Below are 25326 nucleotides of genomic sequence, written 5' to 3'. Positions count from 1 at the left end.
CAGGCTCTCCTTTGTGGCGCTTGACACCGGTGACGCAGATGAATTCACTTTCAGCAAGGCAGGTGGCTCTGCCTGTTCCCGGGGGCTTTGGCCCTGCGAGCAGGGCAAGGTCGCCGTCGCATCTTGAGGCGGCACGGCCCGGAGTATCGGATCATGGTGCTGCTTTGAGCGAGACGGCCCTGGCAGAGCGCTTCAACCAAGTGGTGCTGCCGCATCTCGGCGACGCGCTGGCGCTGGCCCGCTGGCTGACCGGCAATGCCGCCGACGCCGAGGATGTCGTCCAGGACGCCTGCATCAAGGCGCATGCCGGCATATCAGGCTATGCCGGCGGCAACCCCCGCGCATGGCTGCTGACCATCGTGCGCAACACCTCCTACACCTGGATGGCACGCAACCGGCCGCGCGCCATGATGGCCGTCGGCGACCTCGGCGATCTCGACGACATGGCCGCCGCACACGGCACCAGCCTGCCGGACGAGGACGGCCCGGAGGCGAGCCTGATCGCCAGGGCCGATACAGCAGCACTCGAGGCGGCGATCGCAGCCCTGCCGCAGCCATTTCGCGAGACGCTGGTGCTGCGCGATATCAACGGCCTCAGCTATCGCGAAATATCGGCCATGCTTGCCGTACCGATCGGCACGGTGATGTCCAGGCTTGCCCGTGCGCGCGGCCTACTGGCGTCTGAATTGGGGAGAGCGTCATGACGCACGACGACGGACTGCCCAACGATCCCGAAGGTATCAGACTCATGATCCATGCCCTTGTAGATGGCGAGCTTGACGCGGCGGCCGCCCTTGCCGTGGAACGGCGCATCGCCGCCGACCCCAGGCTTGCCGCGGAGCATGCCCGCATTGTCGCCTTGCAAGGCACTGTCAGCCGCTTGCCGCGTCCCGATGTCAGCGACGCGTTTCGGGCCCGCATCGCGTCGATCGGCATGGCAGGCGCCGAACGGCAGGAACAAGCCGAGACGGCCGAGCCGCAGCGCGGCACGCTATCGGCACTTCCCGGATTGATAGCAGGCGCTGGCGGCGGCCAGCGACGAGAAGCCGGAACACGTCCTTCTCAGGCGCGGCCATCGTCAAGGGCGCGCCGCTTCGGCTCATTCGACTGGCGCGCCATGGCCGCCTCGATCATGATCAGCGCGGTGTTGGCCAGCGGGGCGACGCAATGGGTGATGCAGAGCGGCGTCGAGGACGGCTTTGCCGCGGCGGTTGCCAGCGGCCACCGCCGCAGCCTGCTTGCCGCGAGCCCGATCGACATCGTCTCGTCCGACCGCCATACGGTGAAGCCCTGGCTCGACGCCCGCATCGGCGTCTCGCCGCCGGCGCCCGACCTTGCCCAGGACGGCTTCGCGCTGATCGGTGGCCGGGTCGAGGTGATCTCAGGCCGGCCGGTGCCGGCCCTGGTCTACCGTCATCGCGAGCACCTGATCACGCTGGTCGCCGAACCGCAGCAGGGCGGCAAGACCACCCAGCCCGACGACCTTTCATCCGGCGGCTTCTCGATGGTGCACTGGAGCGACGGCGCCTTCTCCTATTGGGCGATCTCCGACATGGAACGCCCCGAGCTCGACGACTTCGTCGCCCGCTTCCGCAAGGCAGCGGTGTGAGGGCAGCCCTGTCCCGTTTTTGATTCTAACGCTCTGAGGCACTCGCCCGACCGGGAATGCCAGCGCGCCTGTCCCTGGCTGCAAGCCAGATCGCCGGGCTCGCCGTTTCCTTCAAAACAATAACTTTACAAATATTCGTATTTATGTGAAGTCGTGGTGATTAAAGGATCATCCATGACCGCCCATCGTTTCGCCACGCGCCTGAATTCCTTTGCCTCGCGGCCGCAGGCCGAATGGCCCGATCTTACCGGCAAGCCGTCGCTGATGCAGATGGCGGCGCGCGCCGCCAAGGTCGAGGGGCTTACCGATCTAGACCTCAATTTTCCTGACCATGTCGGTGAAAAGCCTGCGGAAATCGCGCGCAAACTGGGCGATCTCGGGCTTTCCATCAATGGCTTTGCCATGCGCTACTACTCCAACCCCGCCTTCAAGCTCGGCGCCTTCACCAATCCCGATCCGGCGGTGCGCCGCGAGGCCATCGATCTGACCAAGGCGGGCATCGACGCCACGCGTGAAGCCGGTGCCAGCCTGATGACGCTGTGGCTGGGGCAGGATGGCTTCGACTACGCCTTTCAGGCCGACTATGCGACGCTCTGGCAACACGAAATCGATGGAATTCGTGAAGTGACCGCGCATGATCCCGGCTGCCAGATCAGCCTGGAGTACAAGCCCAACGAGCCGCGTTCCTATTCGCTGATGCCGGACGCCGCGACCACCTTGCTGGCGATCCGTGAGGTCGGCCTGCCCAATCTCGGCGTCACCCTCGATTTCGCTCACGTCCTCTATGCCGACGAGCAGCCAGCCTTTGCCGCTGCCCTCGTCGCCCGGCACAGCAAGCTTCTTGGCGTGCATCTCAATGACGGCTACGCCAAGCGCGACGACGGTCTGATGGTCGGCGCCGTGCACACGCTGCAGACGATCGAATTGCTGCGCCAGATCCGCCGCGACGGCTACGCCGGCGCCATCTACTTCGACACCTTTCCCGACATGACCGGGCTCGATCCGGTGCGCGAATGCGAAGTCAACATCGCCACCGTCAAGCGCATGCTCGGCGTCGTTGAGCGACTCGACAGAGACAACCGTCTGTCATCCGCCATCGACCGCCAAGACGCGGTCGCCACGCAGGCCATCGTGCAGGAGATCATGCTCGGGGCCTGACCGCCGAAGCCGCTCAACCACACCGCCGTTTTCAAACCAGGGAGGAAGACCATGAAGTTTCTGCTTGCCGCCGCCACCGCCACACTGATGGCGCTCGCCATTGCACCGGCCTATAGCGCCGATCTTGCGCCGCTCAACTCCGACACCGAGAAGGATCGCATCGACTGGTCGCAGCTCGAAGCGAAGTTCGGCGCGTTCCCCAAACTGCCCGCAGGCACCAAGGCGGGCGCCGTCTCCAAGACGCTGACCAATGAATACTGGCGCTCGCTCGGCGAAGGCTACAAGGCCTTCGGCGACAAGATCGGCGTGCCCGTCGTCTACCAGGCGGCGCAGAACGAGGGCGACCAGCTCGGCCAGCTCACCATCGCCGAGGGCCTAGTCACGCAGGGCTACAACGTCCTGCTTGTCTCGCCGCAGACCGATTCCAACCTGCAGCCGATCATGGAACAGGCCAAGGCCGCCAACGTGCCGGTGGTCAACGTCAACGACGCCGTCATTCCGCAGGCCGAGCACTATGTCGGCAATGTCCAGCGTGACAATGGCGTGCGCGTCGCCAGATGGTTCATCAAGAACCGGCCGAATGGCGGCAAGGTCGCCATCGTCGAGGGCCAGGCGGGCGTCTATGCCGCCGTCCAGCGCACCGACGGCTTCAAGTCCACCATCTCCGAGGGCGGCAAATTCCAGGTCGTCGCCAGCGTGCCCGGCAATTGGGATCGCCAGACGTCCTATGACGCCGCCACCAACATCCTGCAGCAGCACCCCGACCTGATCGGCTTCTACGCCAACAATGACGGCATGGCGCTGGGCATCGTCGAGGCGGTCAAGGCTGCCGGCCTGCAGGATAAGGTCGCGGTGTTCGGCACTGACGGCATTTCCGACGCCTATGCCTCGATCCGCGCCGGCGAACTGACCGGCACGGTGGACTCGTTCCCGGTGCTGACCGGCGAGGTGGCCCTCGAAGCGGCGCTGCGACTGGTGGCTGGGCAGAAGCTGCCGCGTGTCGTCGCCACGCCGCAGGCGCTGATCACCAAGGACAATGCCGACCGCTATTCCGGCCCCGAAGCACGCAAGGCGCTGCTCGAGGACGCGGCCGCCGGCCAGTAGGGCATCGACCCGATTAAAGGCGGGGCGGCGGGTGCCGGCCAGGACATTTCGCTCCCTGCTGGCACCCTTGCCCGCGGAACAGGATCCCATGTCACCCCGGTTGCAATTCGAGGGCATTTCAAAAGACTTTCCGGGCGTGCGGGCACTGAGCGACGTGTCCTTCTCGGTCGGCGCCGGCGAAATCCATGGCCTGCTCGGCGAGAACGGCGCCGGCAAGTCGACGTTGCTGCGCATCCTGTCCGGCGTCTACCGGCCGAGCGCCGGACGCGTGCTGATCGACGGCGTGCCGGTGGCGCTCAGCAACCCGGTCGCAGCGCGAGCCGCCGGTGTCGCCATGATCCACCAGGAACTGCAGCAGGTGCCGCGCCTCAGCGTCGCCCAGAACATGTTCCTCGGCCATCCGCTGACGCACGGCGGCCTCTTCGTCGCCCGGCGCGAGCAGGAGCGCCGCGCCGCCTCGGCCCTTGCCGCGCTCGATGCGACCATCGATCCGGCGGCTCCGCTCGGCAGCTTGAAGGTGGCGCAGCGGCAGATCGTCGAGATCGCCCGCGCGCTGCTCGACCGCGCCAGGATCATCGCCATGGACGAGCCGACATCCAGCCTGACCCCGAGCGAGTTCGAGCGGCTGGCCGAAGTCATCAAAGGCCTCGCTCGCGACGGCGTCGCCGTCGTCTATGTCTCACACAAGTTGGACGAGGTGTTCGGCATCTGCCGGCGCGCCACCATCATGCGCGACGGCGTCGTCATCGAGTCCGCCGATCTGGCAGGGGTCTCCGAACAGGCCGTGGTGTCGATGATGGTCGGCCGCGAACTTGCTCAGGAAGAACACCGCTCCCACGCCACCAGGGATGTCAGGCTCGGCGTGCGCGGGCTGTCCTCGCCGAAGGTCCGCAATATCTCCTTCGACCTCCATCGCGGCGAGGTGCTGGGCATTGCCGGCCTGGTCGGCTCGGGCCGCACCGAGCTGCTGCGGCTGCTCGCCGGCGCCGACCGCGCCTCGTCGGGCACCGTCGAGATCGACGGCAAGGCAGTCCGGCTGTCCAGCCCGCGCGATGCGATTGCCGCCGGCATCGGCCTGGTGCCGGAGGAGCGCAAGCGTGAAGGCATCGTGCCGCTGCGTCCGGTCACCTCCAACATGGCGCTCGCCTCGATGGGCGTCTTCGCCAGGCACGGCGTCATCGACCACGCCATGCTGAGGCGCGTGGCGGGGGAGAAGATGAAGCGGGTCAATCTCAGGCCCTTCCTGCTCGACCGGCCCATCCGCATGTTCAGCGGCGGCAACCAGCAGAAGGCGATCATCGGCCGCTGGCTGGCGGCGGGAACGCGTATCCTGCTGTTCGACGAGCCGACGCGCGGCATCGATGTCGGCGCCAAGGCGGAAATCTACCATCTGATCGAAGAGCTCGCCGCTGAAGGCCACTGCGTCATCGTCGTCTCGTCCGAACTTCCCGAGGTGATCAGGCTCGCCGACCGCGTGCTGGTGATGCGCGAGGGGGCGGTTGCCGCCGAACTCGACCGGGCCAGCCTCAGCGAGCAGGCGATCGCCGCGCACGCCATACCCCAGTCGCAAGGCCCGGCCGGCCGGTCAGGCGCGCAAGGAGCCGGCGCATGAAAAAGAAGAACAGGATTGCCCATGTCTGACCTATCGCAAGCTGTACCGGCGCGGCCGGGCGCTGCCATCCTGCAGCGCTTTTCCATGCGCGACGCCGGCACGCTGATCGGCCTTCTGGTGATCCTCGCCGTCTTCGGCGCGCTGGTGCCGGGCTTCTTTGCCGAGCGCAACCTGATCAACATCCTGCAGCAGTCGAGCATCAATGCCTGCCTGGCGCTGGGCATGACGCTGGTCATCATCTCCGGCGGCATCGACCTGTCGGTTGGACCGACGGCAGCGCTCTCGGCCGTCATCTCGGCCTCGATGCTGATTGCAGGCGTGCCGTTTCCGCTGGCCATCGCCGCCGGCTTCGCCATTGGGCTGCTCTGCGGCCTCGTCAATGGCGTTCTTGTCGCCTATGTCGGCCTGCAGCCCTTCATCGTGACATTGGGAACGCTGAGCACCTACAGAGCGCTGGCGCTGATCTATACCGGCGGCAATCCGGTGCTCGGCCTGCCCGCCAGCTTCCGCGCCATCTTCAACGGCTCGCTGTTCGGCCTGCCTCTGGCGGTCATCATCGTCGCCTGCGTCGCTGTCATCGCCTGGATCATGCTGAAGAAGACGCCGTTCGGCGAGTATCTGCTGGCCGTCGGCGGCAATGAGGAGGCGGCCTACATTGCCGGCGTGCCGATCGCCCGCACCAAGATCGCCGCCTATATGATCTCGGGCCTGCTGGCGGCACTGGCCGCGCAGATCCTGATCGGCCGGCTGGGTGCGGCCGAACCCATCCTCGGCAATCTCTGGGAACTCGACGCGATTGCCGCCGCGGCCATCGGCGGGGCATCGCTGATGGGCGGCAAGGGCAGCATCGTCGGCACCATCCTCGGCGCCGTCATCCTCGGGGCCATGCGCAACGGTTTGACGCTGATGAACGTGCAGTCCTTCTATCAGCTCTTGGCAACTGGTCTTATAATCCTCGCCGCGATGCTTATCGATCGTGTGACGAGGGGGCGTGGATGACCTTGAGCGGGCTGGACCTGAAAGCGGTAGGACCGCGCATCCGCATGATGATGCCGCATCTCACCCCGCTGGAAGCGAAGGTGGTGGAAACCGTCTTCGGCCGGCGCGGCTTCGATGAGACGATCCCGCTGAAGCAGATCGCCGAGGAGTCCGGCGTGTCCGAGGCGATGGTGGTCAAGATCGCCAAGAAGCTCGGCTTCTCCGGCTATCGCGACTTCCGCACCGCCGTCTATGAATACAGCCGCCTGCCGACGGCCGAGATGCATCAGGAACTGTCGTCCGACGACAGTTCGGCGGAGATCGTGCAGAAGGTGTTCCGCACCTCGATCCAGGCGCTGGAGGAGACGCTCGCCATCCTCGATATCGAGGATTTCGACCGTGCCGCCGAGCTGCTCTTCCGGGCGAAGAACCGTGATTTCTATGGAGTCGGCGGTTCGGCGCAGATCGCACGCGACGTCTCGCACAAATTCCTGCGGATCGGCATCCGCGCATCGGTCTACGACGATTCGCACATGATGCTGATGTCGGCCTCGCTGCTTGGCGCGGATGACATCGCTGTCGGCTTCTCGCATTCCGGCAATACCTCGGCCGTCATCGACGCCATACAGCTCGCGCGCAAGAATGGCGCACGCACGCTGGCCATCACCAATTACGACAACTCGCCGCTGGCCCAGATCGCCGACATCGTGCTGTGCTCGACCGCGCAAGGCTCGCCGCTGATGGGCGAGAACGCGGCGGCGCGCATTGCCCAGCTCAACATACTCGACGCACTGTTCGTGGCGGTGGCGCAACGCGACTACCAGGCGGCGGAGCGCAATCTTGGCCGCACCATGTCGGCGGTCACGTCGAAACGAAAAGACCGGGGCTCATGACGCTGCCGAAAACGCCTCTGGTCACCGTCTTCGGCAGTTTGCATTACGACATCATGGTCGACGCCCCCGATCGCCCGCGCAAGGGCGAGACGGTGACCGGCCAGGCCTGGCACCCGAAATGCGGCGGCAAGGGCGGCAACCAGGCGGTTTCAGCGGCACGGGCCGGCGCCAGATCCGCAATGATCGGCGCCGTCGGCGACGACGATTTCGGCCGTGCGCTGCTGGCCAATCTCGATCGCGGCGGCGTCGACCGCCGCTTCGTGCGGGTGGCCGCGGGCGCCGGCTCCGGCATGAGCGTGGCGATCTTCGACGCAGGCGGCGACTATGGCGCGGTGATCGTCTCGGGCAGCAATCTGACGCTCGGCGATGTCGACATTACCTCGGCTTCCGGGATGATAGCCCAGACGACGGTGCTTCTATTGCAGAACGAAGTGCCGGAAGCCGCCAACATTGCCGCCGCTCGCGCCGTGAAGGCGCAAGGCGGCTACGTCGTGCTCAACGCGGCCCCGGCGCGCAAGCTTTCCGACGAGTTAATCGCGCTGGTCGACATCCTCGTGGTCAATGCCATCGAGGCGGAATTCCTGGCCGGCATGGCGGTGGTCGAGAGGCTCGACGGCGCCGCGCAGGCGGCACGGCTTCTGGTCTATCTCTGTCCCGTGGCGATCGTCACGGCGGGCGGCGAGGGCGTCGCCTGCTGCGACAGGACCGGCGAGGCCTTCGCTCTTCCCGCCATCCCGGTCAAGCTTGTCAGCACCCATGGCGCGGGCGATGAATTCGTCGGCGCGCTGGCCGCGGCACTTGCCCGTGGGCAGGACATACGGGCGGCCGTCACCGCCGCCAACGCCGCTTCGGCCCTGCTGGTCTCGACGCCCGAGGCCGAGCGTCAAGGCCTCTAGTGGGCCGGTTTCCGCCTTGCCGGACTGCAAGCAGGCCTGCCTATCCTTGCAGCCTCGCGCGAATTCCGCTAAGGCGCGCCTTTGTCGCCGGGGAGCAGAAGCTTGAACGACCAACGCGCCGACGTCGCCATCATCATGGGCAGCCAGTCCGACTGGGCAACGATGCGCCAGGCGGCCGAAACGCTGGAGGCGCTGGGCGTTCCGCACAAACGGCTGATCATCTCCGCGCATCGCACGCCTGACAGGCTCTATGATTTCGCCAAGGGCGCCAAGGCCGCCGGCTACAAGGTGATCATCGCCGGCGCTGGCGGCGCGGCGCATCTGCCTGGCATGACGGCGGCAATGACGCCGCTGCCGGTGTTCGGCGTGCCGGTGGAATCAAAGGCGCTGTCGGGACAGGATTCGCTGCTCTCGATCGTCCAGATGCCGGCCGGCATTCCGGTGGGTACACTGGCCATCGGCAAGGCCGGTGCGGCCAATGCGGCCCTGCTGGCGGCCGCCGTGCTGGCGCTCTACGACGACAAGCTTGCCCAGCGCCTGGATGCCTGGCGCGCCTCGCAGACCGCCAAGGTCGCCACTGAGCCGACGGATACGCCGTGAGCCTGCCCGCCGGATCGACCATCGGCATCATTGGCGGCGGCCAGCTCGGCCGCATGTTGGCGATGGCGGCCGCCCGCCTCGGCTACCGCACCATCGTGCTGGAGCCGCAGGCGGATTGTCCGGCGGCACAGGTCGCCAACCGGCAGATAACGGCCCCCTATGACGACCCGGTCGCCCTTGCCGAACTGGCGGCGGCAAGTTCCGTCGTCACCTACGAGTTCGAGAACGTGCCGGTCGCGGCGGCAGAAGCGCTTGCCGCCAAGGTTGCGGTCTATCCGCCAGCGCGCGCGCTTGACGTGGCGCAGGACCGGGTGAGCGAAAAGACATTCCTCAACGGCATCGGCATTGCCACCGCGGACTTCCGGCCGGTCGACACTGACGAGGAACTGACGTCGGCGCTGAAAGCATTCAGCGGCAGCGGCATATTGAAGACGCGGCGCATGGGCTATGATGGCAAGGGCCAGCGCGTCTTCCGCAACATGGAAACGGGCGGTTTTGCCGGCACCTGCGAGGCGATGGGCAATGTGCCGCTGATCCTGGAAAGCTTCGTGCCCTTCGAGCGCGAAATCTCGGTGATTGCAGCGCGCGGCTTGGATGGCGCCGTGGCTGCCTACGATCCGACCGAGAATGTCCACCGCCACGGCATTCTCCACACCTCGACCCTGCCGGCCAATGTCAAACCCGAAACGGCTGATGCAGCGCGTGCGGCAGCGGCAAAAATCCTGTCGGCGCTCAATTATGTCGGCGTCATCGGTGTCGAGTTCTTCGTGCTTTCCGACGGTTCGCTGCTGGCCAATGAGATCGCCCCGCGTGTCCACAATTCCGGCCATTGGACCGAGGCCGCCTGCATCGTTTCTCAGTTCGAGCAGCACATCCGCGCCGTTTCCGGCCTGCCGCTGGGCAGCCCGGACCGCCATTCCGATTGCGTGATGGAAAACCTGATCGGCGACGACGTGTTGCGCGTCCCGGCCCTGCTCGCCGAGCCAGACCTGATGCTGCATCTCTACGGCAAGGCCGAGGCGCGGCCCGGCCGCAAGATGGGCCATTTCACCCGCATCAGCCGCCGCGTTTAACGCCCTGAAGCCAACCTACTGAACCTCGTCGCTGTTCTCGTCGGGACTGGCGCAGCTCGCATCGCCTTCCTCGCAATTGGCCGAGGCGGCGAGCTGCTTGATGCGCTCATTGGTCAGCCTGGTCAGACATTCTGAAACCTCCATCGCGTGGATGGAGCCGCCGGCGCTGGCGGCGGTGGTGTGCGCGCATTCGGCGTCACGGAAGGCGATCCAGGCGCGTTGTGCCGCCTGCAGCAATCTTTTGCTGTCGGCATCATCGGAGCTGATCAGGTTCTGATAAGCGGCATTGAGCCTGGCGTCCGCGGCCTGATAGTCCTCGCCGGCGCAGATGTTCATCATCTGCTGGCTGTCGTCGGAGCGGTCGCATTCCTGCGCGCGTGCAACCGATGCTCCCGCCAGCAAGACAAGGCAGGCAGACAGGAATGTTCGGCGCATGGTCATCCCCCAAATCACTTGAAACCAAGGCATCATCCCAGCCCGCCTGGGACCGTGCAATGCCGAGGGAGCCGACATGGCGGATATTTGATGATATGGGGGTGTGGAGCACGCTTGCGGTTGACACGGACAAGGCTCCTCGTTTATGAGCCACCCACCGTTGAAAAGGCGCGTCTTCTGGCGCGCCTTAAAATTTCGACCCGGGACCGGGTCCACACCGACAGGCAAGACCATGAAGATCAAGAATTCGCTCAAGGCGCTCAAGGCGCGTCACCGCGACAACCAGCTGGTTCGCCGCAAGGGCCGCGTTTACATCATCAACAAGACCGCCCCGCGCTACAAGGCGCGCCAGGGCTGAGCTTTCGGCCGGAGGCTTTTCGCCTCCGCCCATTGATGCTTGTCGGCCTGCCGACCTTCTCGCGCTAAAATCACTTTGCTGTTCCGCCGCCCGGGACTAGGATCGGGCGATGCGGATTCTTTTTGCATTTTTGATAGCTCTCCCTGTTTCCGGCGCCATAAGCGTGCCGGTCTGGGCCGCGGACGATCAGCCCGCAGCGCCGGCTGCCCCGGAGGCTCCCGCCGCGCCGATGACCAAACAGGCCCGGCTCGACAAGCTGTTCTCCGACCTCAAGCGCGAACGCAACGAAAAAGCCGCCGAACGCATCGCTGGCAACATCTGGAGCGAATGGTTCCAGTCCGGCAGCGCCTCGATCGATCTGATGATGCTGTGGTCGCAAAAGGCGATGGATAACCAGAAATTCGACGTCGCGCTCGATTTCCTCGACCAGGTGGTGACCTTGCAGCCGACCTATGCCGAAGGCTGGAACCGGCGCGCCACAGTGCATTTCATGATGAAGAACTACGGCAAGTCGATGGCCGACATCGACCGCACGCTGCAGCTCGAGCCGCGCCATTTCGGCGCGCTGTCGGGTCTGGCGCAGATCATGGCACTGACCGGCCACAAACAGTCGGCGCTCGAGGCTTGGCAGAAGGTGCTGGCCATCTACCCGATGATGCGCAGCGCCCAGGACCAGGTCGCGACACTTTCCGAAGAGCTTGCTGGCGAGGGAATTTGATCCCTGAAGGGAGTAAGGGAATAGGGCAGTAAGGCAGTAGGGGTACCTCGGGACACTCACCCTACTGCCCTACTGCCCTACTGCCCTACTGCCCTACTGCCCTCCCCCAAAACCAATCCCAGCCCACCTCCGTATATCCCCGCATGAACCTGATCTACGCCGCCTTCGCCTTCCTTCTCGCATTCATCCTTGTCCTGGTCGGCGTCACCCGTGCCGGCTCGTGGCTTATCGAGCGTCGCTATCAGCCGATCGGAGAATTCGCCGATATCAACGGCGCCCGTATCCACTATGTCCACATTCCGGCACCCGCCAATGCGGAGCTGCCAGCGATCGTCTTCATCCACGGTGCCAGCGCCAATCTCAGGGATCAGATGCTGCCGCTGAGGCCACTGCTCGAGGGCCGGGCCGAGATGCTGTTCTTCGACCGGCCGGGTCATGGCTGGTCGGGGCGCGGCCCTGGCAACAATGAGGATCCGTCGGCGCAGGCCGCCACCATCGCCGCCCTGATGAACCGTCTTGGCATCAAGAAGGCGATCATCGTCGGCCATTCCTTCGGCGGCGTGGTGACGGCGGCTTTCGGCCGCGAGCATGCCGACAAGACGCTCGGTCTCGTCTTCCTGGCGCCGGCAACCCATCCCTGGCCGGGCGGCGCGACATCCTGGTACTACGATCTGACCACCGTTCCGGTGATTGGCCGGCTGTTTTCCGAGACACTGACCTATCCGGCCGGAACGCTTCAGATGGCCGATGCGACGACCTGCGTGTTCTCACCCAACAAGGTGCCGGACAATTATCTCAACACAGCCTCGATTCCGCTGGTGTTGCGGCCTGCAGCCTTTCGCGCCAACGCCGCCGACGTTGCCGGGCTCTACGCCTATGCGCTTGGCGCCGCACCGCACTACAACCAGATCACCGCGCCGACCGTCGTCATCTCCGGCGACCGCGACAAGGTCGTCTACGCCCATATCCATTCCGCCGGCCTGGTACGCGACATCTCGGGCGCTGAACTCGTCTGGGTACACAATCTCGGCCACAAGCCGGACTGGATCGCCGCCGACCTCGCCGTCGGCGCCATCGAGAAGATCGCCGGCAAGGATGTCGACCTGGAGGCGATGGCCAGAACGGTGGAGGCCCGGATTGCCGGCGACGCCTATGGTGTGGGCAAGTGCGCCGACATCAAGGAACCGCACGCCGAGCTCGCGCCGACCTGACATGTATGTCCTCAAGCATGGCATCAAGAAAAACCCGGAAAAGCGATGGGCGCTGCCGGATCGCATCTTCTTCGGCTACGGCGCGTGCCACATTCTCGCCGGCACGTTCCTCGAACATCCGCCTCTTGAAGGATTTTGTGCGGAACGTATCCTTCCGGCCGAGAGCTTCGCGGGAAACCATATCTACGTGACGAACGGCGTCATCGCTTTCGACTACCACGGTTACTCCGGCCGCGACCGCCTCCTGGATCATCATCGAAGGGGTTGGGCCTCCCACAGCGCCGGTTGGCACTGCACGATCGAGAAGGTCGATTTCAACTTGCTCGACACGGCCGAATTAAATCAGCGCAAGATGCTGGGTCCGGATCAGTATCTGTATCACGCCGTTCTTCGTGCGCGCCGGTTTCTTCAACGCATAGACCACGCTGGAGCTGCGGCAAGAGCGCTCAGGATCGCGACGGCTTGAAGCCATTCGGGCCGCACTCTTGAAAGGCGCTCGGCCAATGTTTCCGTGAAGGATGAACCGCTCTAACGGCTGCCTTGCGTTTCCGACCCGACATAGGCGATGCGCAGCATGTTGGTCGAGCCGGGTGTCCTCAGCGGCACGCCGGCCGTGATGATGACGCGGTCGCCCGGCTTGCCGAAGCCTTCTTCCAGTGCAATGCGGCACGCGCGATTGACCATGTCGTCGAGGTCGATGGCATCGGGCGAGACGACGCAATGCGTGCCCCACAAAAGCGACAGCCGCCGCGCCGTGTTGAGGATCGGCGACAGCGCGATGATCGGCACCTGCGGCCGTTCGCGCGCGGCGCGCAGCCCGGTGGTGCCGGACGCCGTGTAGGTGATGATCGCCGACAGTTTCAGCGTCTCGGCGATCTCGCGGGCGGCCAGTGAAATGGCGTCGGCGCCTGTCGCTTCCGGCTCGGAGCGCTGGGCGTTGATGATGCCGGCATAGGTTGGGTCGGTTTCGACCTTGGTGGCGATGCGGTTCATCATCGCCACGGCCTCGACCGGATAGGCACCCGCCGCCGATTCCGCCGACAGCATGATGGCGTCGGCGCCCTCGAAGACGGCGATCGACACGTCGGAGACTTCGGCGCGCGTCGGCACCGGTGCGGTGATCATCGATTCCAGCATCTGCGTGGCGACCACCACCGGCTTGCCGGCGCGGCGCGCGGCGCGCGTGATCTGCTTCTGGATGCCGGGCACCGCTTCCAGCGGCATCTCGACGCCGAGGTCGCCACGGGCGACCATCAGCGCGTCGGACAGTTCGATGATCTCGGCCAACCGGGCAACGGCCTGCGGCTTTTCGATCTTGGCCATGATCAGCGCCCGGCCGCGCGCGATCTTGCGCGCTTCAGCCAGATCTTCGGGGCGCTGCACAAAGGACAGCGCGATCCAGTCGACACCCGTGGCGAGCACCGCGTCGAGGTCCTTGCGATCCTTCTCGGTCAGCGCGCCGACCGGCAGGTCGGTATCGGGCAGGCTGACCCCCTTCTTGTCGGAAATCGTGGTGCCGGCGACGACGGTGCAGGTGATCGACTTGCCGTCGCTCTTCACGGCCTTCAGCTCGAGCTTGCCGTCATCGATCAAAAGACGGTGACCAGCCTCGACCGAACTCAGGATTTCCGGATGCGGCAGGTAGACTCTGGTCGACGTGCCGGGCTCGGGATTGTCGTCGAGCGTAAAGGTCTGGCCTGGCGTCAGCACTTCCTTGCCATTGGCGAACTTGCCGACGCGCAGCTTGGGGCCTTGCAAATCGGCGAGGATACCGATCGGCCGGCCGACCTTCTCCTCGACGGCACGGATGCGGCCGACCAACGTACGCATCAACTCGTGATCGGTGTGGCTCATGTTGATGCGGAACACATCGGCGCCCGCTTCGAACAGTTTCTTCAGCATCTCCTCGGAGGAGGAGGCCGGACCGATTGTGGCTAGGATCTTGACCTTGCGGCTGCGTCTCATTGACTATTTGTTCCCGGGGCGGCTGGTGCGCCTCCCGTTGCGGGCTCATCGGTCAGCTGGACCATCCAGCTTGCCTGTTCGCCCGTGTCATATTCCTGAAATCCGGCGCGCTGGAAGCCCCGGGCGACGCAGTCGTTTACGCCGGCGATCTTGAACTCTTTTTCAGCCACGCACATGTTGATCGGGCCGTCCCAGCGTCCACCGCGCTCGGCGTCTTCTGCATAAAGATAGTAAAACCTTGATGACAGCGGCCCTTCGATCAACGTCTTGCAGCTCGATCCTTCGATGTGCCACCAGCCCTCGGTGATCCAGCCGGCCTTGGCGCGATAGCCGATGCCGACGCCGACCAGGTTCTGCGTGGCGTTGCAGACGCGGAAATCGGCGCGCGCCGGCGAGGCCATGACCATCGCCGACAGGCCAACGGTCAGCATCAGGAGCGGCATGGCAAAGGCAGAGCGCATGCGCTGCCTGCCGGCGGAACCCATCCCAATACCCCTCAAGAACCACATCAGCATCTCTCTGCGCCCCTTTTCGGAAAAGTCCGGGCGCATGTCAACGCGCCGTTTTGACCAATTCCAATCGATTTAGGAAGGCTCCCGGCGCACTATCCGTCGCCCCTCGCCAGATTTCAGCGGAAACCTTGGCCAAACAACGGCATTGCGCACACGTCGTCTTCGTGGAATGACGATAGCACCCTCCCCGGAAGCCAGCGAACAGACCATTTCCCGCCAATGACCCGATCCACAGTTTTCGCGCCTTTCGACATTGTCGAGGGCGACCGCAAGCGGGGCATCGTGCTTCTGGCCGATCATGCCCGCCGCGACCTGCCCGAGGACTATGGCAGCCTCGGCCTGCCCGCGGCAGAATTCGACCGCCACATCGCCTATGACATCGGCGTTGAAATGGTGACGCGTGAACTCGCCGGCTTGCTCGACGTACCGGCGGTCATCGCCAATTTCTCGCGGCTGTTGATCGATCCCAATCGCGGCGAGGACGATCCGACGCTCATCCGCCAGCTCTATGACGGCACCGTGGTGCCGGGAAACTATCCCATCGCGGCGGAGGAGCGCGAAGGGCGGCTCGACCGCTTCTACCGTCCCTACCACGACGCCGTCGGCGCCATGATCGCCTCGGTCGCGCAGGCTTCCGGCCAGGCACCCTTCATCTTCTCGGTGCATTCCTTCACGCCGGTCATGCAGGGCAGGCAGCGCCCGTGGCATGTGGGCATCCTGTGGGATCGGGACGACCGGGTGGCGCGGCCGCTGATCGATATGCTGGCCGAGGACAAAGACCTCGTTGTTGGCGACAATGAGCCCTATGACGGCGCACTGCGCGGCGACACCATGTTCAAACACGCCATCGTCAATGGCTATGCCCATGCGCTGATCGAAATCCGCCAGGATCTGATAGCGGACCAGAAGGGGGCGATCGCCTGGGCCGAGCGTCTGGCACCGATCGTTGACGCCATCGACCGCCGTCCCGATATACATGTCGTGAAGATGTTCGGCTCGCGCACCGGGCCGCTATGACGGAGGTTTCGATGACCGAACTCAGCGACGAGCAGAAGCGCGACTTCGAGGCCGCCGCCTTTCGCCGGCTGGTCGAGCATCTCAGGGAACGCAGCGACGTGCAGAACATCGACCTGATGAACCTCGCCGGCTTCTGCCGCAACTGCCTGTCGAACTGGTATCGCGAAGCGGCCAATGCCGAGGGCGTCGATCTAAGCAAGGACCAGTCGCGCGAGATCGTCTACGGCATGCCGTATGCTGAATGGCAGGCGCTCAACCAAACGGAAGCGTCGGACGCCAAGAAGGCGGAGTTCGAGGCCAGGCGGCCGAAGGATCACTAGCGGTTCTATATGGCACGCCCCTGCGACGGGAGGAGCGCCTGCGATAATCTCCAAAGCCGCCCTGTTCCTCAGAGGGTCCGCACTTGGTCCAAGCACTTGCTCGGACGCGGTTCTTGACTGAAAATTGAATCGATCTAATTTGCCGTGCAAAACCATTTTCTGACCGGATTCGCCTGATGATCGCGTCGAACGCCATGCAGACTGCCATTCGCGGGCGATGGGCCGTGGCCGCCATTTTCCTCGCCAATGGCTTCCTGACCGGCAGCTGGGCGCCGCAGATTCCGGTGTTCCTGACCCGGCTCGACATCTCGAAATTCACGCTTGGCCTGCTGATCCTTTTGTTCGGCGCCGGCGCCGTCACCGCCATGACCTGGTGCGGCCACCTGATCTCGAAACACGGCTCGCGCAGCGTGCTGCGCTGGTTCGGCCTGTGCGGCAGCCTCGGCCTGCTGGTCGTGGCGCTGGCGCCCAACGTACCGCTGGCGGCCATCGCCATGTTCATCTTCGGCGGCTCGATCGGCGGCATGGATGTCGCGATGAATGCGAATGCGGTGGTGGTCGAGCGAAAATTGTCCCGCGCCATCATGTCCTCCTCGCACGGCTTCTGGAGCCTCGGCGGTTTCGCCGGCGGCGCGCTTGGCGGCTTTGCCATCCAGCACTACGGTCACCTCGCCCATGCCGCGGTGGTGACCGTGCTCGCCTTCGCAGCGATCGCGATTGCCGTCGGCTACCTCGTCGCCGAGGACAGGCCACAGGCGGTCGAGCATCACAAATTCACGTTGCCGGCGAACCCGCTTGTCTACCTCGTCGGCCTGATGGCATTGCTGACGATGGTCTCCGAGGGTGCGGTGCTCGACTGGGCGGCACTGTATCTCAGGCAGGAACTCGGCGCCGACCTTGCCGTCGCCGGCCTCGCCTATGCCGCCTTTTCCGGCGTCATGGCGATCATGCGCTTCTTCGGCGACGGCGTGCGCAACCGTTTTGGTGCGGTGGCGACGCTGCGCGGCTCGGCCATTGTCGCTGCCGTAGGCATGCTGATTGCAGGCCTGTCGCCTTCGCCCTGGCTTGCGATCGCGGCCTTTGCACTGTGCGGCTTCGGCATCGCCAACATGGTGCCGATCATCTTTTCGGCCGGCGGCAACCAGGAAGGCATGTCGTCGGGCACTGGCATGAGCGTTGTCACCACCATGGGCTATTCCGGCATTCTGGTGGCCCCGTCCGCGATCGGCTTCGTCGCCGAGCATTCCAGCTTCGGGCCGATCTTCGTCGCAATGTCGGTGCTGCTGATCGTCGTCTTGCTGATGGCGGGCCTCGCTCACCGCGCCGAATTCGCCGCCGCCCCCGCCGAATAGCGCTTCAGCTCCTCGTGGAGGAAATCCGCCACGCGGCGGATGCGCACGCTGCTGCGCACATCGCGATGCATGGCGAGCCACACTGGCAGGCTTGGCAGCGGCAGGCCAGGCAGCAGCTTCTCCACCAGCGGATCGCGGTCGGCCAGCGGCTCCTGGCCGAGGCCGATGCCGTTTCCCGCCCGCACCGCCTCCCACAGGACGATCTGGTTGTCGGCCCTGAACCGGAAACTGCTCCGGGTGACCGGGAGGCCGAATTGCGCAAAGCCCCGGATCATCTCGTCGCTGCGATCGAAACCGATCAGCGGGTGATCGACGAGGTCGGCCGGCACGAGCGGGCGGCCACGCCGGTCGAGATAGGAAATCGCCGCGCAGGCGCAGAGCGGGATGTCGCAGACCTTGCGCGCCACCAGTTCGTTCTGCGCCGGCTTGACCATGCGGATGGCGATATCGGCATCCCGGCGCAGCAGGTTCTCGACCTGGTTCGAGGCAACGATCTCGACCTCGATGCCGGGTTCCTCAATGCCGAGCCGTGCCATCATGTCGGGCAGCACATAGGCCGCCACCACTTCACTGGCGGCGATACGCACCGTGCCTTCGATGGCCTCGACCGAGCCCAGCGCCAGCCGTGAAAAAGCACTTGCCTGCTCGCTGACCGCCTTGCCGCGCTCGAACAGCGTGGCCCCGGCTTCCGTCAGTGCATAGCCGTTGCGCCCACGCCGGAACAGGGTGACACCGAGCGCCTGCTCCAACTCCCCGATGTGACGCCCGAGCGTCGGCTGGCTGGCCGACAGTTTTCGCGCGGCGGCTGACAGGCTGCCGGTTTCCGCGACCGTGACGAAGCTTTTGATCAGGTTCCAGTCGATGTCTGCCATTCAATAATGAATATCAAACCTGCATACATCGTCAATTTCAATTCATCCGTGAGGTAATCATATTCGACCTGCAAACACCGATACGGACCGCAAACACCAAGCAGGAGAACTCAAATGACCAAGATCGCAATTCTCGGCGCCAATGGCCGGCTCGGCCGCGTGGTTGCCAAGGCCTTCATCGACGCCGGCTTCGACGTCCGCGCAATCACCCGCACCGGCAAGGTGCCGGCAGAACTGCAGGGCGCGACGGCGGTTGCCGGCGATGCGCTGGACCGTCAATCGCTGATCCGCGCCACCGAGGGCGTCGATATCATCTTCAACGGCCTCAACCCGATCTATACCGACTGGGGCAAATGCCTGCCGATGGCCGAGAATGTCATGGCCGCCTGCCATGCCAACAACACGCTGCATCTGTTCCCCGGCACCGTCTACAATTACGGCTCGCCGATGCCGGCGGTGATCACGGAAGACACGCCGTTTCACCCGACGACCGAGAAGGGCCGCATCCGCTGTGCCATGGAGGAGCTGTTCCGCCGCGAGGCCGACGCAGGCCGGGTGCGCACCATTCTGCTGCGCGCCGGCGATTTCTTCGGCGGCACCGGCAGCGGCTCCTGGTTCGACCTGGTCGTCGCCGCCAAGATGAGCAAGGGCGTCTACACCGCGCCCGGCCCGGCCGACCTCGTGCATGAATGGGCTTACCTGCCGGATTTCGCCGTGGGCTTCGTCGCGCTGGCCAGGAATCTCGACAAGCTCGGCTCCTATGAGGCGCTGAATTTTCCCGGCCATGCGGTCACCGACCTGCAGATCAGGGCCGCCGCCGAAAAGGCGCTTGGCCGACCGCTGAAGATGAGCTCGATGCCCTGGTGGGTGCTGCGCGCCGGCAGCCCGTTCGTGGCGATGTGGCGCGAGATCGTCTCGATGTCCTATCTGCGCTTCGAGCCGCACCAGCTGGCTTCGACGCGGCTGGAAGGCATCATCGGCGAAATCCCGCACACGCCGCTGGATCAGGCGGTCGCCCACGCCCTCGAGGACATCGGCATCGCCACTGTGAACGGCGTTTCGAAAGCGGCCTGAACGCAACGCTGAGGGCGGCGCGCCAACTCAGAGCCGCCCCATCAAAAGCAGCACCAGAACCACCACCAGCACCACGCCGACAATGCCCGAGGGTCCATAACCCCAGGAGCGCGAATGCGGCCAGGCCGGCACCGCGCCGATGAGGACAAGGATCAGGACGACGATGACAAGCGTGCTGATCGGCATGAGACATTCCCCGCGTTCTTGCCGAGACGATGCTTCGCATTGCTCGTGCAGGGACAATGCAAAAGGCCGCCCGGTTGTTCCGGACGGCCTTTGCCGATCAGATTGGCGTTCGGTCTATTCCGCCGCTTTCGGAAAAGCGATCGCCGGCTCGCCGCCCGCATCCCGGCCCGGTGTGCCCGTCGACGAAACCGTTCCCTTGCCGCGCCGGAATACCCGGCGGAAAAAGGCGTAGAAGCGGCTGTTCTTGCTGCGCGTGAAGATCATCAGCATCGACGGCGTCACCACCAGTGTCAGCAAGGTAGCGAAGGACAGGCCGAAGACGATGGCCGAGGACAGCGAAATCCACCATTGCGTCGACGGCGCGTTGATCGTCGTCTCGTGATGGAAGATTTCCAGCCCAAGGCCGAAGGCGATCGGCAGCACGCCGAGGATCGCCGACACCGCCGTCAGCACCACCGGGCGCGCACGCTCGCGGCAGGTCTGCAGCACCGCATCCATCTTGTCCCAACCCTCTTCGCGCAGCCGGTCATAGGTGTCGATCAGCACGATGTTGTTGTTCACCACCACGCCGGCCAGCGCGATGACGCCAATGCCCGACATGACGATGCCGAACGTCTCGCCTGTAATCAGTAGCCCGAGAAGCACGCCGATCGTCGCCATGACCACACAGGACAGCACCATCAGCACGCTGGTGAACTTGTTGAACTGCATCAGCAGCACGAGGAAGATCAGGAAGATCGCCGCGCCAAAGGCTTTGATAAGGAATGAGCCGGCCTCGGCGCTGTCCTCGTTCGAGCCGGCCAGCTTCCAGCGGATCCCGCTGCCGAGATTCATGTCGGTGACGGCCTGGGTGACCTCCTGCTGCACGGCGGCGACCTGGGTGCCGGCGCTGACATTGGCCTGCACCACCACGGTGCGTGCGCCGTCGATGCGGTTGAGGATGCCAACGCTCGGCTTCGCCTTGCGGACGACGAAGTTCGAGATCGGCACCGATCCTTGCGAGGTCTGCACCCTGAGCTCGTCGAGCGTCGACAGCGTGCGCCGGTCCTCCGGCAAGCGCAGCCGGATGTCGACCGCCTTGTCTGCGCCGGCAGGCCGGTATTCCGACAGCTTCAGACCGTTGGTGACGAGCTGCACCACCGTCCCAACCGAAGTCGGGCTGATACCGTATTGCGCAGCCTTGGCGCGGTCGACCTCGATCGCCCATTCGACGCCGGGCGGCGGCAAGCCATCGGAAATGTCGATGACGCCGGGCACCTTGGCGATGCGCGCCGCAACGGCGCGCGCCTTCTCGTCCAGTCCCTTTGGGTCGACGGCCGAAAGCCTGATCTGGATCGGCTTGCCGGTCGGCGGGCCGGCTTCCGGCACGCGCACCTCGACATCGACGCCGGGAATGCCGGCCATTACGCCTCGCAGATCGCTCAGGATCTGGTTCGCCGACTTGCGCTCGCGCCAGTCGATGAATTCATACTGGATGACGCCGACCACGTCTTCCGGGACATCCTGGCCACCGCCTTGCGTCTTGCCGACGCGGGTGTAGACAGATTTGATGCCGGGCCAGCCAAGCATTCTGTCTTCCGCAATCTTCGTTGCGGTGTCCATTTCGGCCAGCGACAGGTTGCCCCGCGCGTGCACATAGAGCAGGCCGTAGTCGGGCTCGACGCTGGGGAAAAATTCGACACCCGCGCCATATTTCACATAACCAACGAATACGCCGGTCAGCAAGACAACGGTAAGCACCAGCACGGTGATGGGGAAACGGACGGCCTGTTTGACGATGGCCATGTACCAGCCATCGCGATTGTCGTCCTCATGATGCTCGGGCGCCTTGGCGAAGATCGCCCCCAGCGTTGGTGCGAACACCAGCGCATAGAGCATCGAGGCCGAGAGCGTGACGATCAGCGTGATCGGCATATACTTCATGAAGTCGCCGATGATGCCGGGCCAGAACAGCAGCGGCGAGAAGGCGGCGATGCGCGTCATCGTCGCCGCGATGACCGGACCGGCCATGCGCTTGGCGGCTAGCGCGAACGCGTCCGCCTTCGGCATGCCTTCACTCATCCGCCGTTCCGCGAACTCGGTGACGATGATGGCGTCGTCGACGAGCATACCGACAGCCAGGATCAGGCTGAACAGCACGATCATGTTGATCGTGTAGCCCATCATCGCAAGAAGCAGGATGCCGATCAGGAAGGATGATGGAATGGCCAGGCCGATCAGCAGCGAGGCACGGCCGGACAGCGCGTAGAGGATGACGATGAACACCAGGATCACCGCGATCATGACATGGTTCTGCAGGTCTCCCAGCAACTGATTGACAAAGACCGACTTGTCCTGCGTGTAGGTGACGTTCATGCCTTGCGGCATGGCCTTGACGAAGGCGTCGGACACAGCCCGCACCTTGGTGAGCGTGTCGATCAGATTGGCGCCGATGCGCTTCTTCACCTCGATGGCGATGGCCGGTTTGCCGTTGAGGCGCGTGATCGTGGTGGCGTCGGCGAAGGTCGAGCGGATCGTCGCGATGTCCTTGGCCTGCACCACGGCATTGGGACCTGCGACCACCGGCAGCGCCGCCACATCCTCCGGCGTCTCGATCAGCGACGGCACCTTGACGGCGTATTTGCCCTCCGACCCCTCGATGTTGCCGGCGGCAACGAGACTGTTGGAAGCACCGACGGCGCCGATCAGCTGGTCGAGCTGCAAGCCGTAGGAAGACAGCTTCATCGGATCGATGACGACCTCGACGAGGTCGTCGCGGGAACCCTGCAGCGAGCCTTCGAGAACGCCCGGCACTTCCTCGATGCGGTCGCGCAGCTCGCGCGCGGCGGCGGCCAGCACGCGTTCGGGCAATTCGCCCGACAGCGTGACGACGAGCACCGGGAACTCGGAGATGTTGATTTCGGTGACGACAGGCTCCTCAGCCGCCTGCGGCAGGTCGGCCTTGCCGTCCTGCACCTTGGAGCGCGTATCCTGCAGCGCCGTCGCCAGGTTTGTCTGCGGCTGGAACTCGACCATTACATAGCCGCCGCCCTGGAAGGCGGCCGAGCGCATCTCCTTGAGGCCTTTGAGGCTCTTCAGCTTGTTTTCCATCGGTCGCAGCAGAAGTCGCTCGGAATCCTCCGGCGAAATGCCCTGATAGATCAGGCTGACATACATATTCGGAACCGGGACATCCGGCTCAGCTTCCTTTGGCGTCGACTGATAGGCAAACCCACCAGCGATTAAGAGGAAGACCAGGACCGCGATGGTCAGGCGGGCGTTGTTGATCGCGAGTTTGACGATATCCATGGCTAACGCCTGTCGTTGAATTTCAGGAGCTGCGTCGCAGCCGATTGACCCCGCCCGGGGTATCCCGCCGTAGCCAGCGCTACTGCGTCCCGGCGGTGGCTTCGCCGATCAGCTTGTTGATGGTCGCCTGGTCGGCCTCGACCGGCTTGACCTCATCGCCTTCCTTCACCAGCTCCTGGCCGGCGACGATGATGCGTGCATCGGCCGGGATGCCGCCGAGCACGAGGCCGGTCGGCGTGTCGTCGACGAGATCGATCGGGAAGAACGCCACCTTGTTGTCCTTGCCGACGGCGCGGATGCCGAGATCGCCCTTGTCGCCGAGCGTCACCACCGAACGGGGCAGCAGGACCGCATCGGTCGGCAATGCGCTGAGCTGGATCTCCGCCGTCATGCCGGCCGGCACCGAGCCATCGCCATTGGGGATGGCGACCTCGATACGGAAGGTGCGGGTCGCCGACGACGCGTCGCGGCTGATATAGCGCACCGTGCCCTCGACGGTCTGGCCGCTGACCAACCGAACGCTGGCCTTGTCGCCGATCTTGAGATAGCCGAGGTCGCGCTCACTGATTTCGCCGCGCGCGATCACCGGATCGAGCTTGAGGATGGTCGCCACCTCGCCGCCCTGCATGACGGAGCTGCCGAGTTCCACCGGCACCCGGTCGATGACGCCGTCGAACGGCGCCTTGACTTCGTTGCGGTCGAGCTCGGCCTGCGCGGTATCCAGCTGCGACTGCGCCAGGGTCAGATTAGAGCGGGCGGTGTCGAGCTGCAGCTTGGGCAAATTGCCGGTCTTCATCAGCCGCAGCGACGCGTCCAGTTCGGCCTGGCGCTGAGCCACGAGCTGCTTGGCATTGTCGACCATCGAGATCTTTTCCTCGGCCGCCAGCATCAGCACCAGATCGCCCGTCTTGACGTGATCGCCTTGCTTGACCGGCAGCTTGTCGATGACGCCGGCGACGCGGGTTGCGAGCACGGCGCGCTTGTCGGCCTCGGTCAGGCCGGAAATACGGATGGCGCGCGCATAGGTCTTGCGCGGCGGCGTCACCACGGCAACGGTGCGCAGCGGCGCCTTCGGTTCGGCTTCCGCCGTCTTCGGCTTGCTCGCGTCCGGCGCCTTGCCCTGCTCGACCTCGGCTGCCTTGGCCCTGTTGGCCGCTACGCTGCCGACCGATGAGAATTCGCCTGTCCCCATCCACGCCGCGAAACCAATGAGCACAACAATGGCTGCAAGCTTGTGAAACCTGATTTTAGGCATCGTCATTTTTCCACTGCGGGTTCGGCCAGCACCGCGCCTTCATGACGCGGGCGCGTCGCCGATATGGGTGCGCGCCTGACCGTGTTCAATTTGCCGTGATAGGCGAGCGTGCTTCTACATCAAAGTTGCACTGCAATATAGTCCGAAAGTTGCAGCAGCATTGCGTAGCCGGGCAAGGTGTGGCCGCCGCGAAACTGTTCTCGACTTGCTAAAATACCGGTTCAGCGGACTTGCAGCCGGCTGATGATCTACCCTCCCAAGACCAGTCCCGAACGACCGATCCGTCATTGCCGACGAGCAACGCGATGCTCGTCGAAATACCGGCGTCATCACCCACCGGACTATTTACCCTTGATGCGGATTTTGACCGGCTGGCCAGATCATTTTCGGTCAACGAAGGACATCAAGCTCCGGCGACGTGGCGCCTGACCAATATATTGGAATTGCTCGGAAAATGTCACGATGCGCCAATCAGGCGGAGATTGCCCGAGGCCGGTTCGTTGATATTGAACCCGGCGTCGGGAGGGTCGGCACCCCACGGCACTGGAGCGTCTGAGATCGGGGTGGCCCCCCGGTTCGCGAGGTGACGCGAACACGGTGCGGCTGCGGAAACTCAGGCCATTTTCCGTGTCAATTTGCAGGACTGGTGTCGATCGTTCCGCTCACGATTTTCCAGCCACACTGTCCGACCGCGCTCGGCATCGTGGGAATATTGGTGGCAGCAGGCGTCAGCATGATGAAGCCTCCTCCACACGCGAAGGTTGTCGCCTTGCCGGATCGCCCCACCCGCTATTCCGATTTCCGGAAGACCTCGCTGATGGTCTTGATCGATCCGGAGAT

General features: G+C 64.5%; 26 protein-coding genes. 19 read left to right on the top strand and 7 right to left on the bottom strand.

The features are described from left to right. The first annotated feature begins 164 nt into the window (after positions 1 to 164). From JN279_RS07320 to JN279_RS07275, 10 genes are all read left to right on the top strand, one after another. A complete protein-coding gene (locus JN279_RS07320) occupies positions 165 to 704 on the top strand; it encodes a sigma-70 family RNA polymerase sigma factor (protein WP_096451096.1) in 540 nt (179 codons plus the stop codon). Then, positions 701 to 1609, top strand: coding sequence for an anti-sigma factor family protein (locus JN279_RS07315; RefSeq protein ID WP_096451098.1), 909 nt, complete (start codon positions 701 to 703; stop codon positions 1607 to 1609). The genes JN279_RS07320 and JN279_RS07315 overlap by 4 nt, the downstream gene beginning before the upstream one ends. Positions 1610 to 1783: 174 nt before the next feature. Beyond that, the gene (locus tag JN279_RS07310; protein ID WP_096451100.1) at positions 1784 to 2767 is read left to right on the top strand and encodes a sugar phosphate isomerase/epimerase family protein; all 984 of its coding nucleotides are present in this window, start codon (positions 1784 to 1786) and stop codon (positions 2765 to 2767) included. A gap of 51 nt (positions 2768 to 2818) precedes the next feature. After that, positions 2819 to 3871 (top strand): sugar ABC transporter substrate-binding protein, encoded by a 1053-nt coding sequence (locus JN279_RS07305; protein WP_096451102.1) that lies wholly within the window; start codon positions 2819 to 2821, stop codon positions 3869 to 3871. Positions 3872 to 3959: 88 nt separating this feature from the next. After that, positions 3960 to 5483: a sugar ABC transporter ATP-binding protein gene (locus JN279_RS07300; protein WP_202352411.1), complete on the top strand. Its 1524-nt coding sequence runs from the start codon at positions 3960 to 3962 to the stop codon at positions 5481 to 5483. A 21-nt stretch (positions 5484 to 5504) separates the two neighbouring features. Next, positions 5505 to 6482: an ABC transporter permease gene (locus JN279_RS07295; RefSeq protein WP_096451106.1), complete on the top strand. Its 978-nt coding sequence runs from the start codon at positions 5505 to 5507 to the stop codon at positions 6480 to 6482. Further along, complete coding sequence (locus JN279_RS07290) at positions 6479 to 7354, top strand: MurR/RpiR family transcriptional regulator (RefSeq protein WP_095201206.1); 876 nt, start codon at positions 6479 to 6481, stop codon at positions 7352 to 7354. Before JN279_RS07295 ends, JN279_RS07290 begins: the two co-directional genes overlap by 4 nt. Next, positions 7351 to 8250, top strand: a complete 900-nt coding sequence (locus JN279_RS07285) for a PfkB family carbohydrate kinase (RefSeq protein WP_202352410.1) — start codon at positions 7351 to 7353, stop codon at positions 8248 to 8250. The genes JN279_RS07290 and JN279_RS07285 overlap by 4 nt, the downstream gene beginning before the upstream one ends. A 102-nt stretch (positions 8251 to 8352) precedes the next feature. Beyond that, positions 8353 to 8850 carry a 5-(carboxyamino)imidazole ribonucleotide mutase gene (purE, locus tag JN279_RS07280; RefSeq protein ID WP_202352409.1) on the top strand — a complete coding sequence of 166 codons (498 nt, stop codon included), beginning with the start codon at positions 8353 to 8355 and terminating at the stop codon, positions 8848 to 8850. Beyond that, positions 8847 to 9923: a 5-(carboxyamino)imidazole ribonucleotide synthase gene (locus JN279_RS07275; protein WP_202352408.1), complete on the top strand. Its 1077-nt coding sequence runs from the start codon at positions 8847 to 8849 to the stop codon at positions 9921 to 9923. Before purE ends, JN279_RS07275 begins: the two co-directional genes overlap by 4 nt. A gap of 15 nt (positions 9924 to 9938) precedes the next feature. Here the strand turns inward: JN279_RS07275 and JN279_RS07270 are convergent, their stop codons facing one another. Beyond that, entirely contained in the window at positions 9939 to 10358 is a 420-nt protein-coding gene (locus JN279_RS07270) for a lysozyme inhibitor LprI family protein (protein ID WP_202352407.1), read from the bottom strand. A gap of 232 nt (positions 10359 to 10590) precedes the next feature. Here JN279_RS07270 and ykgO point away from each other — a divergent pair, with 232 nt between their 5' ends. The 4 genes from ykgO to JN279_RS07250 all read left to right on the top strand — a co-directional run bounded on the left by ykgO (position 10591) and on the right by JN279_RS07250 (position 13111). Further along, entirely contained in the window at positions 10591 to 10716 is a 126-nt protein-coding gene (gene ykgO / locus JN279_RS07265; RefSeq protein ID WP_006327841.1) for a type B 50S ribosomal protein L36, read from the top strand. A gap of 109 nt (positions 10717 to 10825) precedes the next feature. Beyond that, positions 10826 to 11434, top strand: coding sequence for a tetratricopeptide repeat protein (locus JN279_RS07260; RefSeq protein WP_202352406.1), 609 nt, complete (start codon positions 10826 to 10828; stop codon positions 11432 to 11434). A 143-nt stretch (positions 11435 to 11577) separates the two neighbouring features. Further along, entirely contained in the window at positions 11578 to 12645 is a 1068-nt protein-coding gene (locus tag JN279_RS07255) for an alpha/beta fold hydrolase (RefSeq protein ID WP_202352405.1), read from the top strand. A 1-nt stretch (position 12646) separates the two neighbouring features. Then, positions 12647 to 13111: a hypothetical protein gene (locus tag JN279_RS07250; RefSeq protein ID WP_202352404.1), complete on the top strand. Its 465-nt coding sequence runs from the start codon at positions 12647 to 12649 to the stop codon at positions 13109 to 13111. Between the two features lie 62 nt (positions 13112 to 13173). Here JN279_RS07250 and pyk read toward each other — a convergent pair whose 3' ends face one another. Both pyk and JN279_RS07240 read right to left on the bottom strand, forming a co-directional pair. Next, positions 13174 to 14610 (bottom strand): pyruvate kinase, encoded by a 1437-nt coding sequence (gene pyk, locus JN279_RS07245; protein ID WP_096451118.1) that lies wholly within the window; start codon positions 14608 to 14610, stop codon positions 13174 to 13176. After that, positions 14607 to 15053 (bottom strand): DUF1036 domain-containing protein, encoded by a 447-nt coding sequence (locus tag JN279_RS07240; RefSeq protein ID WP_244734696.1) that lies wholly within the window; start codon positions 15051 to 15053, stop codon positions 14607 to 14609. Before JN279_RS07240 ends, pyk begins: the two co-directional genes overlap by 4 nt. Between JN279_RS07240 and JN279_RS38145 the strand changes: the two genes are divergently transcribed. The 4 genes from JN279_RS38145 to JN279_RS07225 all read left to right on the top strand — a co-directional run bounded on the left by JN279_RS38145 (position 15010) and on the right by JN279_RS07225 (position 17811). After that, positions 15010 to 15198: a hypothetical protein gene (locus JN279_RS38145; protein WP_244734830.1), complete on the top strand. Its 189-nt coding sequence runs from the start codon at positions 15010 to 15012 to the stop codon at positions 15196 to 15198. The genes JN279_RS07240 and JN279_RS38145 overlap by 44 nt on opposite strands. Positions 15199 to 15341: 143 nt before the next feature. Further along, on the top strand, positions 15342 to 16139 hold the full coding sequence (locus JN279_RS07235) for an N-formylglutamate amidohydrolase (RefSeq protein WP_202352402.1): 798 nt from the start codon (positions 15342 to 15344) through the stop codon (positions 16137 to 16139). 11 nt (positions 16140 to 16150) lie between these two features. Beyond that, positions 16151 to 16459 (top strand): DUF1244 domain-containing protein, encoded by a 309-nt coding sequence (locus JN279_RS07230; protein ID WP_096458051.1) that lies wholly within the window; start codon positions 16151 to 16153, stop codon positions 16457 to 16459. A gap of 176 nt (positions 16460 to 16635) precedes the next feature. Next, positions 16636 to 17811, top strand: coding sequence for an MFS transporter (locus JN279_RS07225; RefSeq protein WP_202352401.1), 1176 nt, complete (start codon positions 16636 to 16638; stop codon positions 17809 to 17811). Here JN279_RS07225 and JN279_RS07220 read toward each other — a convergent pair. Then, positions 17775 to 18683 (bottom strand): LysR family transcriptional regulator, encoded by a 909-nt coding sequence (locus tag JN279_RS07220; protein ID WP_202352400.1) that lies wholly within the window; start codon positions 18681 to 18683, stop codon positions 17775 to 17777. The genes JN279_RS07225 and JN279_RS07220 overlap by 37 nt on opposite strands. Before the next feature lie 114 nt (positions 18684 to 18797). Between JN279_RS07220 and JN279_RS07215 the strand changes: the two genes are divergently transcribed. Beyond that, positions 18798 to 19757: an SDR family oxidoreductase gene (locus JN279_RS07215; RefSeq protein WP_202352399.1), complete on the top strand. Its 960-nt coding sequence runs from the start codon at positions 18798 to 18800 to the stop codon at positions 19755 to 19757. A 27-nt stretch (positions 19758 to 19784) separates the two neighbouring features. Here the strand turns inward: JN279_RS07215 and JN279_RS07210 are convergent, their stop codons facing one another. The 3 genes from JN279_RS07210 to JN279_RS07200 all read right to left on the bottom strand — a co-directional run bounded on the left by JN279_RS07210 (position 19785) and on the right by JN279_RS07200 (position 24486). Further along, positions 19785 to 19943 carry a DUF3309 family protein gene (locus tag JN279_RS07210; protein WP_096451130.1) on the bottom strand — a complete coding sequence of 53 codons (159 nt, stop codon included), beginning with the start codon at positions 19941 to 19943 and terminating at the stop codon, positions 19785 to 19787. Between the two features lie 114 nt (positions 19944 to 20057). Next, positions 20058 to 23231: an efflux RND transporter permease subunit gene (locus JN279_RS07205; RefSeq protein WP_202352398.1), complete on the bottom strand. Its 3174-nt coding sequence runs from the start codon at positions 23229 to 23231 to the stop codon at positions 20058 to 20060. A gap of 79 nt (positions 23232 to 23310) precedes the next feature. After that, complete coding sequence (locus tag JN279_RS07200; RefSeq protein WP_202352397.1) at positions 23311 to 24486, bottom strand: efflux RND transporter periplasmic adaptor subunit; 1176 nt, start codon at positions 24484 to 24486, stop codon at positions 23311 to 23313. Positions 24487 to 25326: the final 840 nt, after the last annotated feature.

Origin of the sequence: Mesorhizobium sp. 113-1-2 (assembly GCF_016756475.1) — a bacterium.
Lineage (GTDB): Bacteria > Pseudomonadota > Alphaproteobacteria > Rhizobiales > Rhizobiaceae > Mesorhizobium > Mesorhizobium loti_C.
The sequence above is the reverse complement of the archived record's forward strand: the minus strand, read 5'-3'. Positions and strand labels throughout refer to the sequence as shown.

Coding starts and splice junctions, on each gene's coding strand:
- JN279_RS07315 (WP_096451098.1), top strand. CDS start 701: ATGACGCACGACGACGGACTGCCCAACGATCCCGAAGGTATCAGACTC.
- JN279_RS07310 (WP_096451100.1), top strand. CDS start 1,784: ATGACCGCCCATCGTTTCGCCACGCGCCTGAATTCCTTTGCCTCGCGG.
- JN279_RS07305 (WP_096451102.1), top strand. CDS start 2,819: ATGAAGTTTCTGCTTGCCGCCGCCACCGCCACACTGATGGCGCTCGCC.
- JN279_RS07300 (WP_202352411.1), top strand. CDS start 3,960: ATGTCACCCCGGTTGCAATTCGAGGGCATTTCAAAAGACTTTCCGGGC.
- JN279_RS07295 (WP_096451106.1), top strand. CDS start 5,505: ATGTCTGACCTATCGCAAGCTGTACCGGCGCGGCCGGGCGCTGCCATC.
- JN279_RS07290 (WP_095201206.1), top strand. CDS start 6,479: ATGACCTTGAGCGGGCTGGACCTGAAAGCGGTAGGACCGCGCATCCGC.
- JN279_RS07285 (WP_202352410.1), top strand. CDS start 7,351: ATGACGCTGCCGAAAACGCCTCTGGTCACCGTCTTCGGCAGTTTGCAT.
- JN279_RS07270 (WP_202352407.1), bottom strand. CDS start 10,358: ATGCGCCGAACATTCCTGTCTGCCTGCCTTGTCTTGCTGGCGGGAGCA.
- ykgO (WP_006327841.1), top strand. CDS start 10,591: ATGAAGATCAAGAATTCGCTCAAGGCGCTCAAGGCGCGTCACCGCGAC.
- JN279_RS07260 (WP_202352406.1), top strand. CDS start 10,826: ATGCGGATTCTTTTTGCATTTTTGATAGCTCTCCCTGTTTCCGGCGCC.
- JN279_RS07255 (WP_202352405.1), top strand. CDS start 11,578: ATGAACCTGATCTACGCCGCCTTCGCCTTCCTTCTCGCATTCATCCTT.
- JN279_RS07250 (WP_202352404.1), top strand. CDS start 12,647: ATGTATGTCCTCAAGCATGGCATCAAGAAAAACCCGGAAAAGCGATGG.
- pyk (WP_096451118.1), bottom strand. CDS start 14,610: ATGAGACGCAGCCGCAAGGTCAAGATCCTAGCCACAATCGGTCCGGCC.
- JN279_RS38145 (WP_244734830.1), top strand. CDS start 15,010: ATGACCATCGCCGACAGGCCAACGGTCAGCATCAGGAGCGGCATGGCA.
- JN279_RS07240 (WP_244734696.1), bottom strand. CDS start 15,053: ATGCCGCTCCTGATGCTGACCGTTGGCCTGTCGGCGATGGTCATGGCC.
- JN279_RS07235 (WP_202352402.1), top strand. CDS start 15,342: ATGACCCGATCCACAGTTTTCGCGCCTTTCGACATTGTCGAGGGCGAC.
- JN279_RS07230 (WP_096458051.1), top strand. CDS start 16,151: ATGACCGAACTCAGCGACGAGCAGAAGCGCGACTTCGAGGCCGCCGCC.
- JN279_RS07225 (WP_202352401.1), top strand. CDS start 16,636: ATGATCGCGTCGAACGCCATGCAGACTGCCATTCGCGGGCGATGGGCC.
- JN279_RS07220 (WP_202352400.1), bottom strand. CDS start 18,683: ATGGCAGACATCGACTGGAACCTGATCAAAAGCTTCGTCACGGTCGCG.
- JN279_RS07215 (WP_202352399.1), top strand. CDS start 18,798: ATGACCAAGATCGCAATTCTCGGCGCCAATGGCCGGCTCGGCCGCGTG.
- JN279_RS07210 (WP_096451130.1), bottom strand. CDS start 19,943: ATGCCGATCAGCACGCTTGTCATCGTCGTCCTGATCCTTGTCCTCATC.
- JN279_RS07205 (WP_202352398.1), bottom strand. CDS start 23,231: ATGGATATCGTCAAACTCGCGATCAACAACGCCCGCCTGACCATCGCG.
- JN279_RS07200 (WP_202352397.1), bottom strand. CDS start 24,486: ATGCCTAAAATCAGGTTTCACAAGCTTGCAGCCATTGTTGTGCTCATT.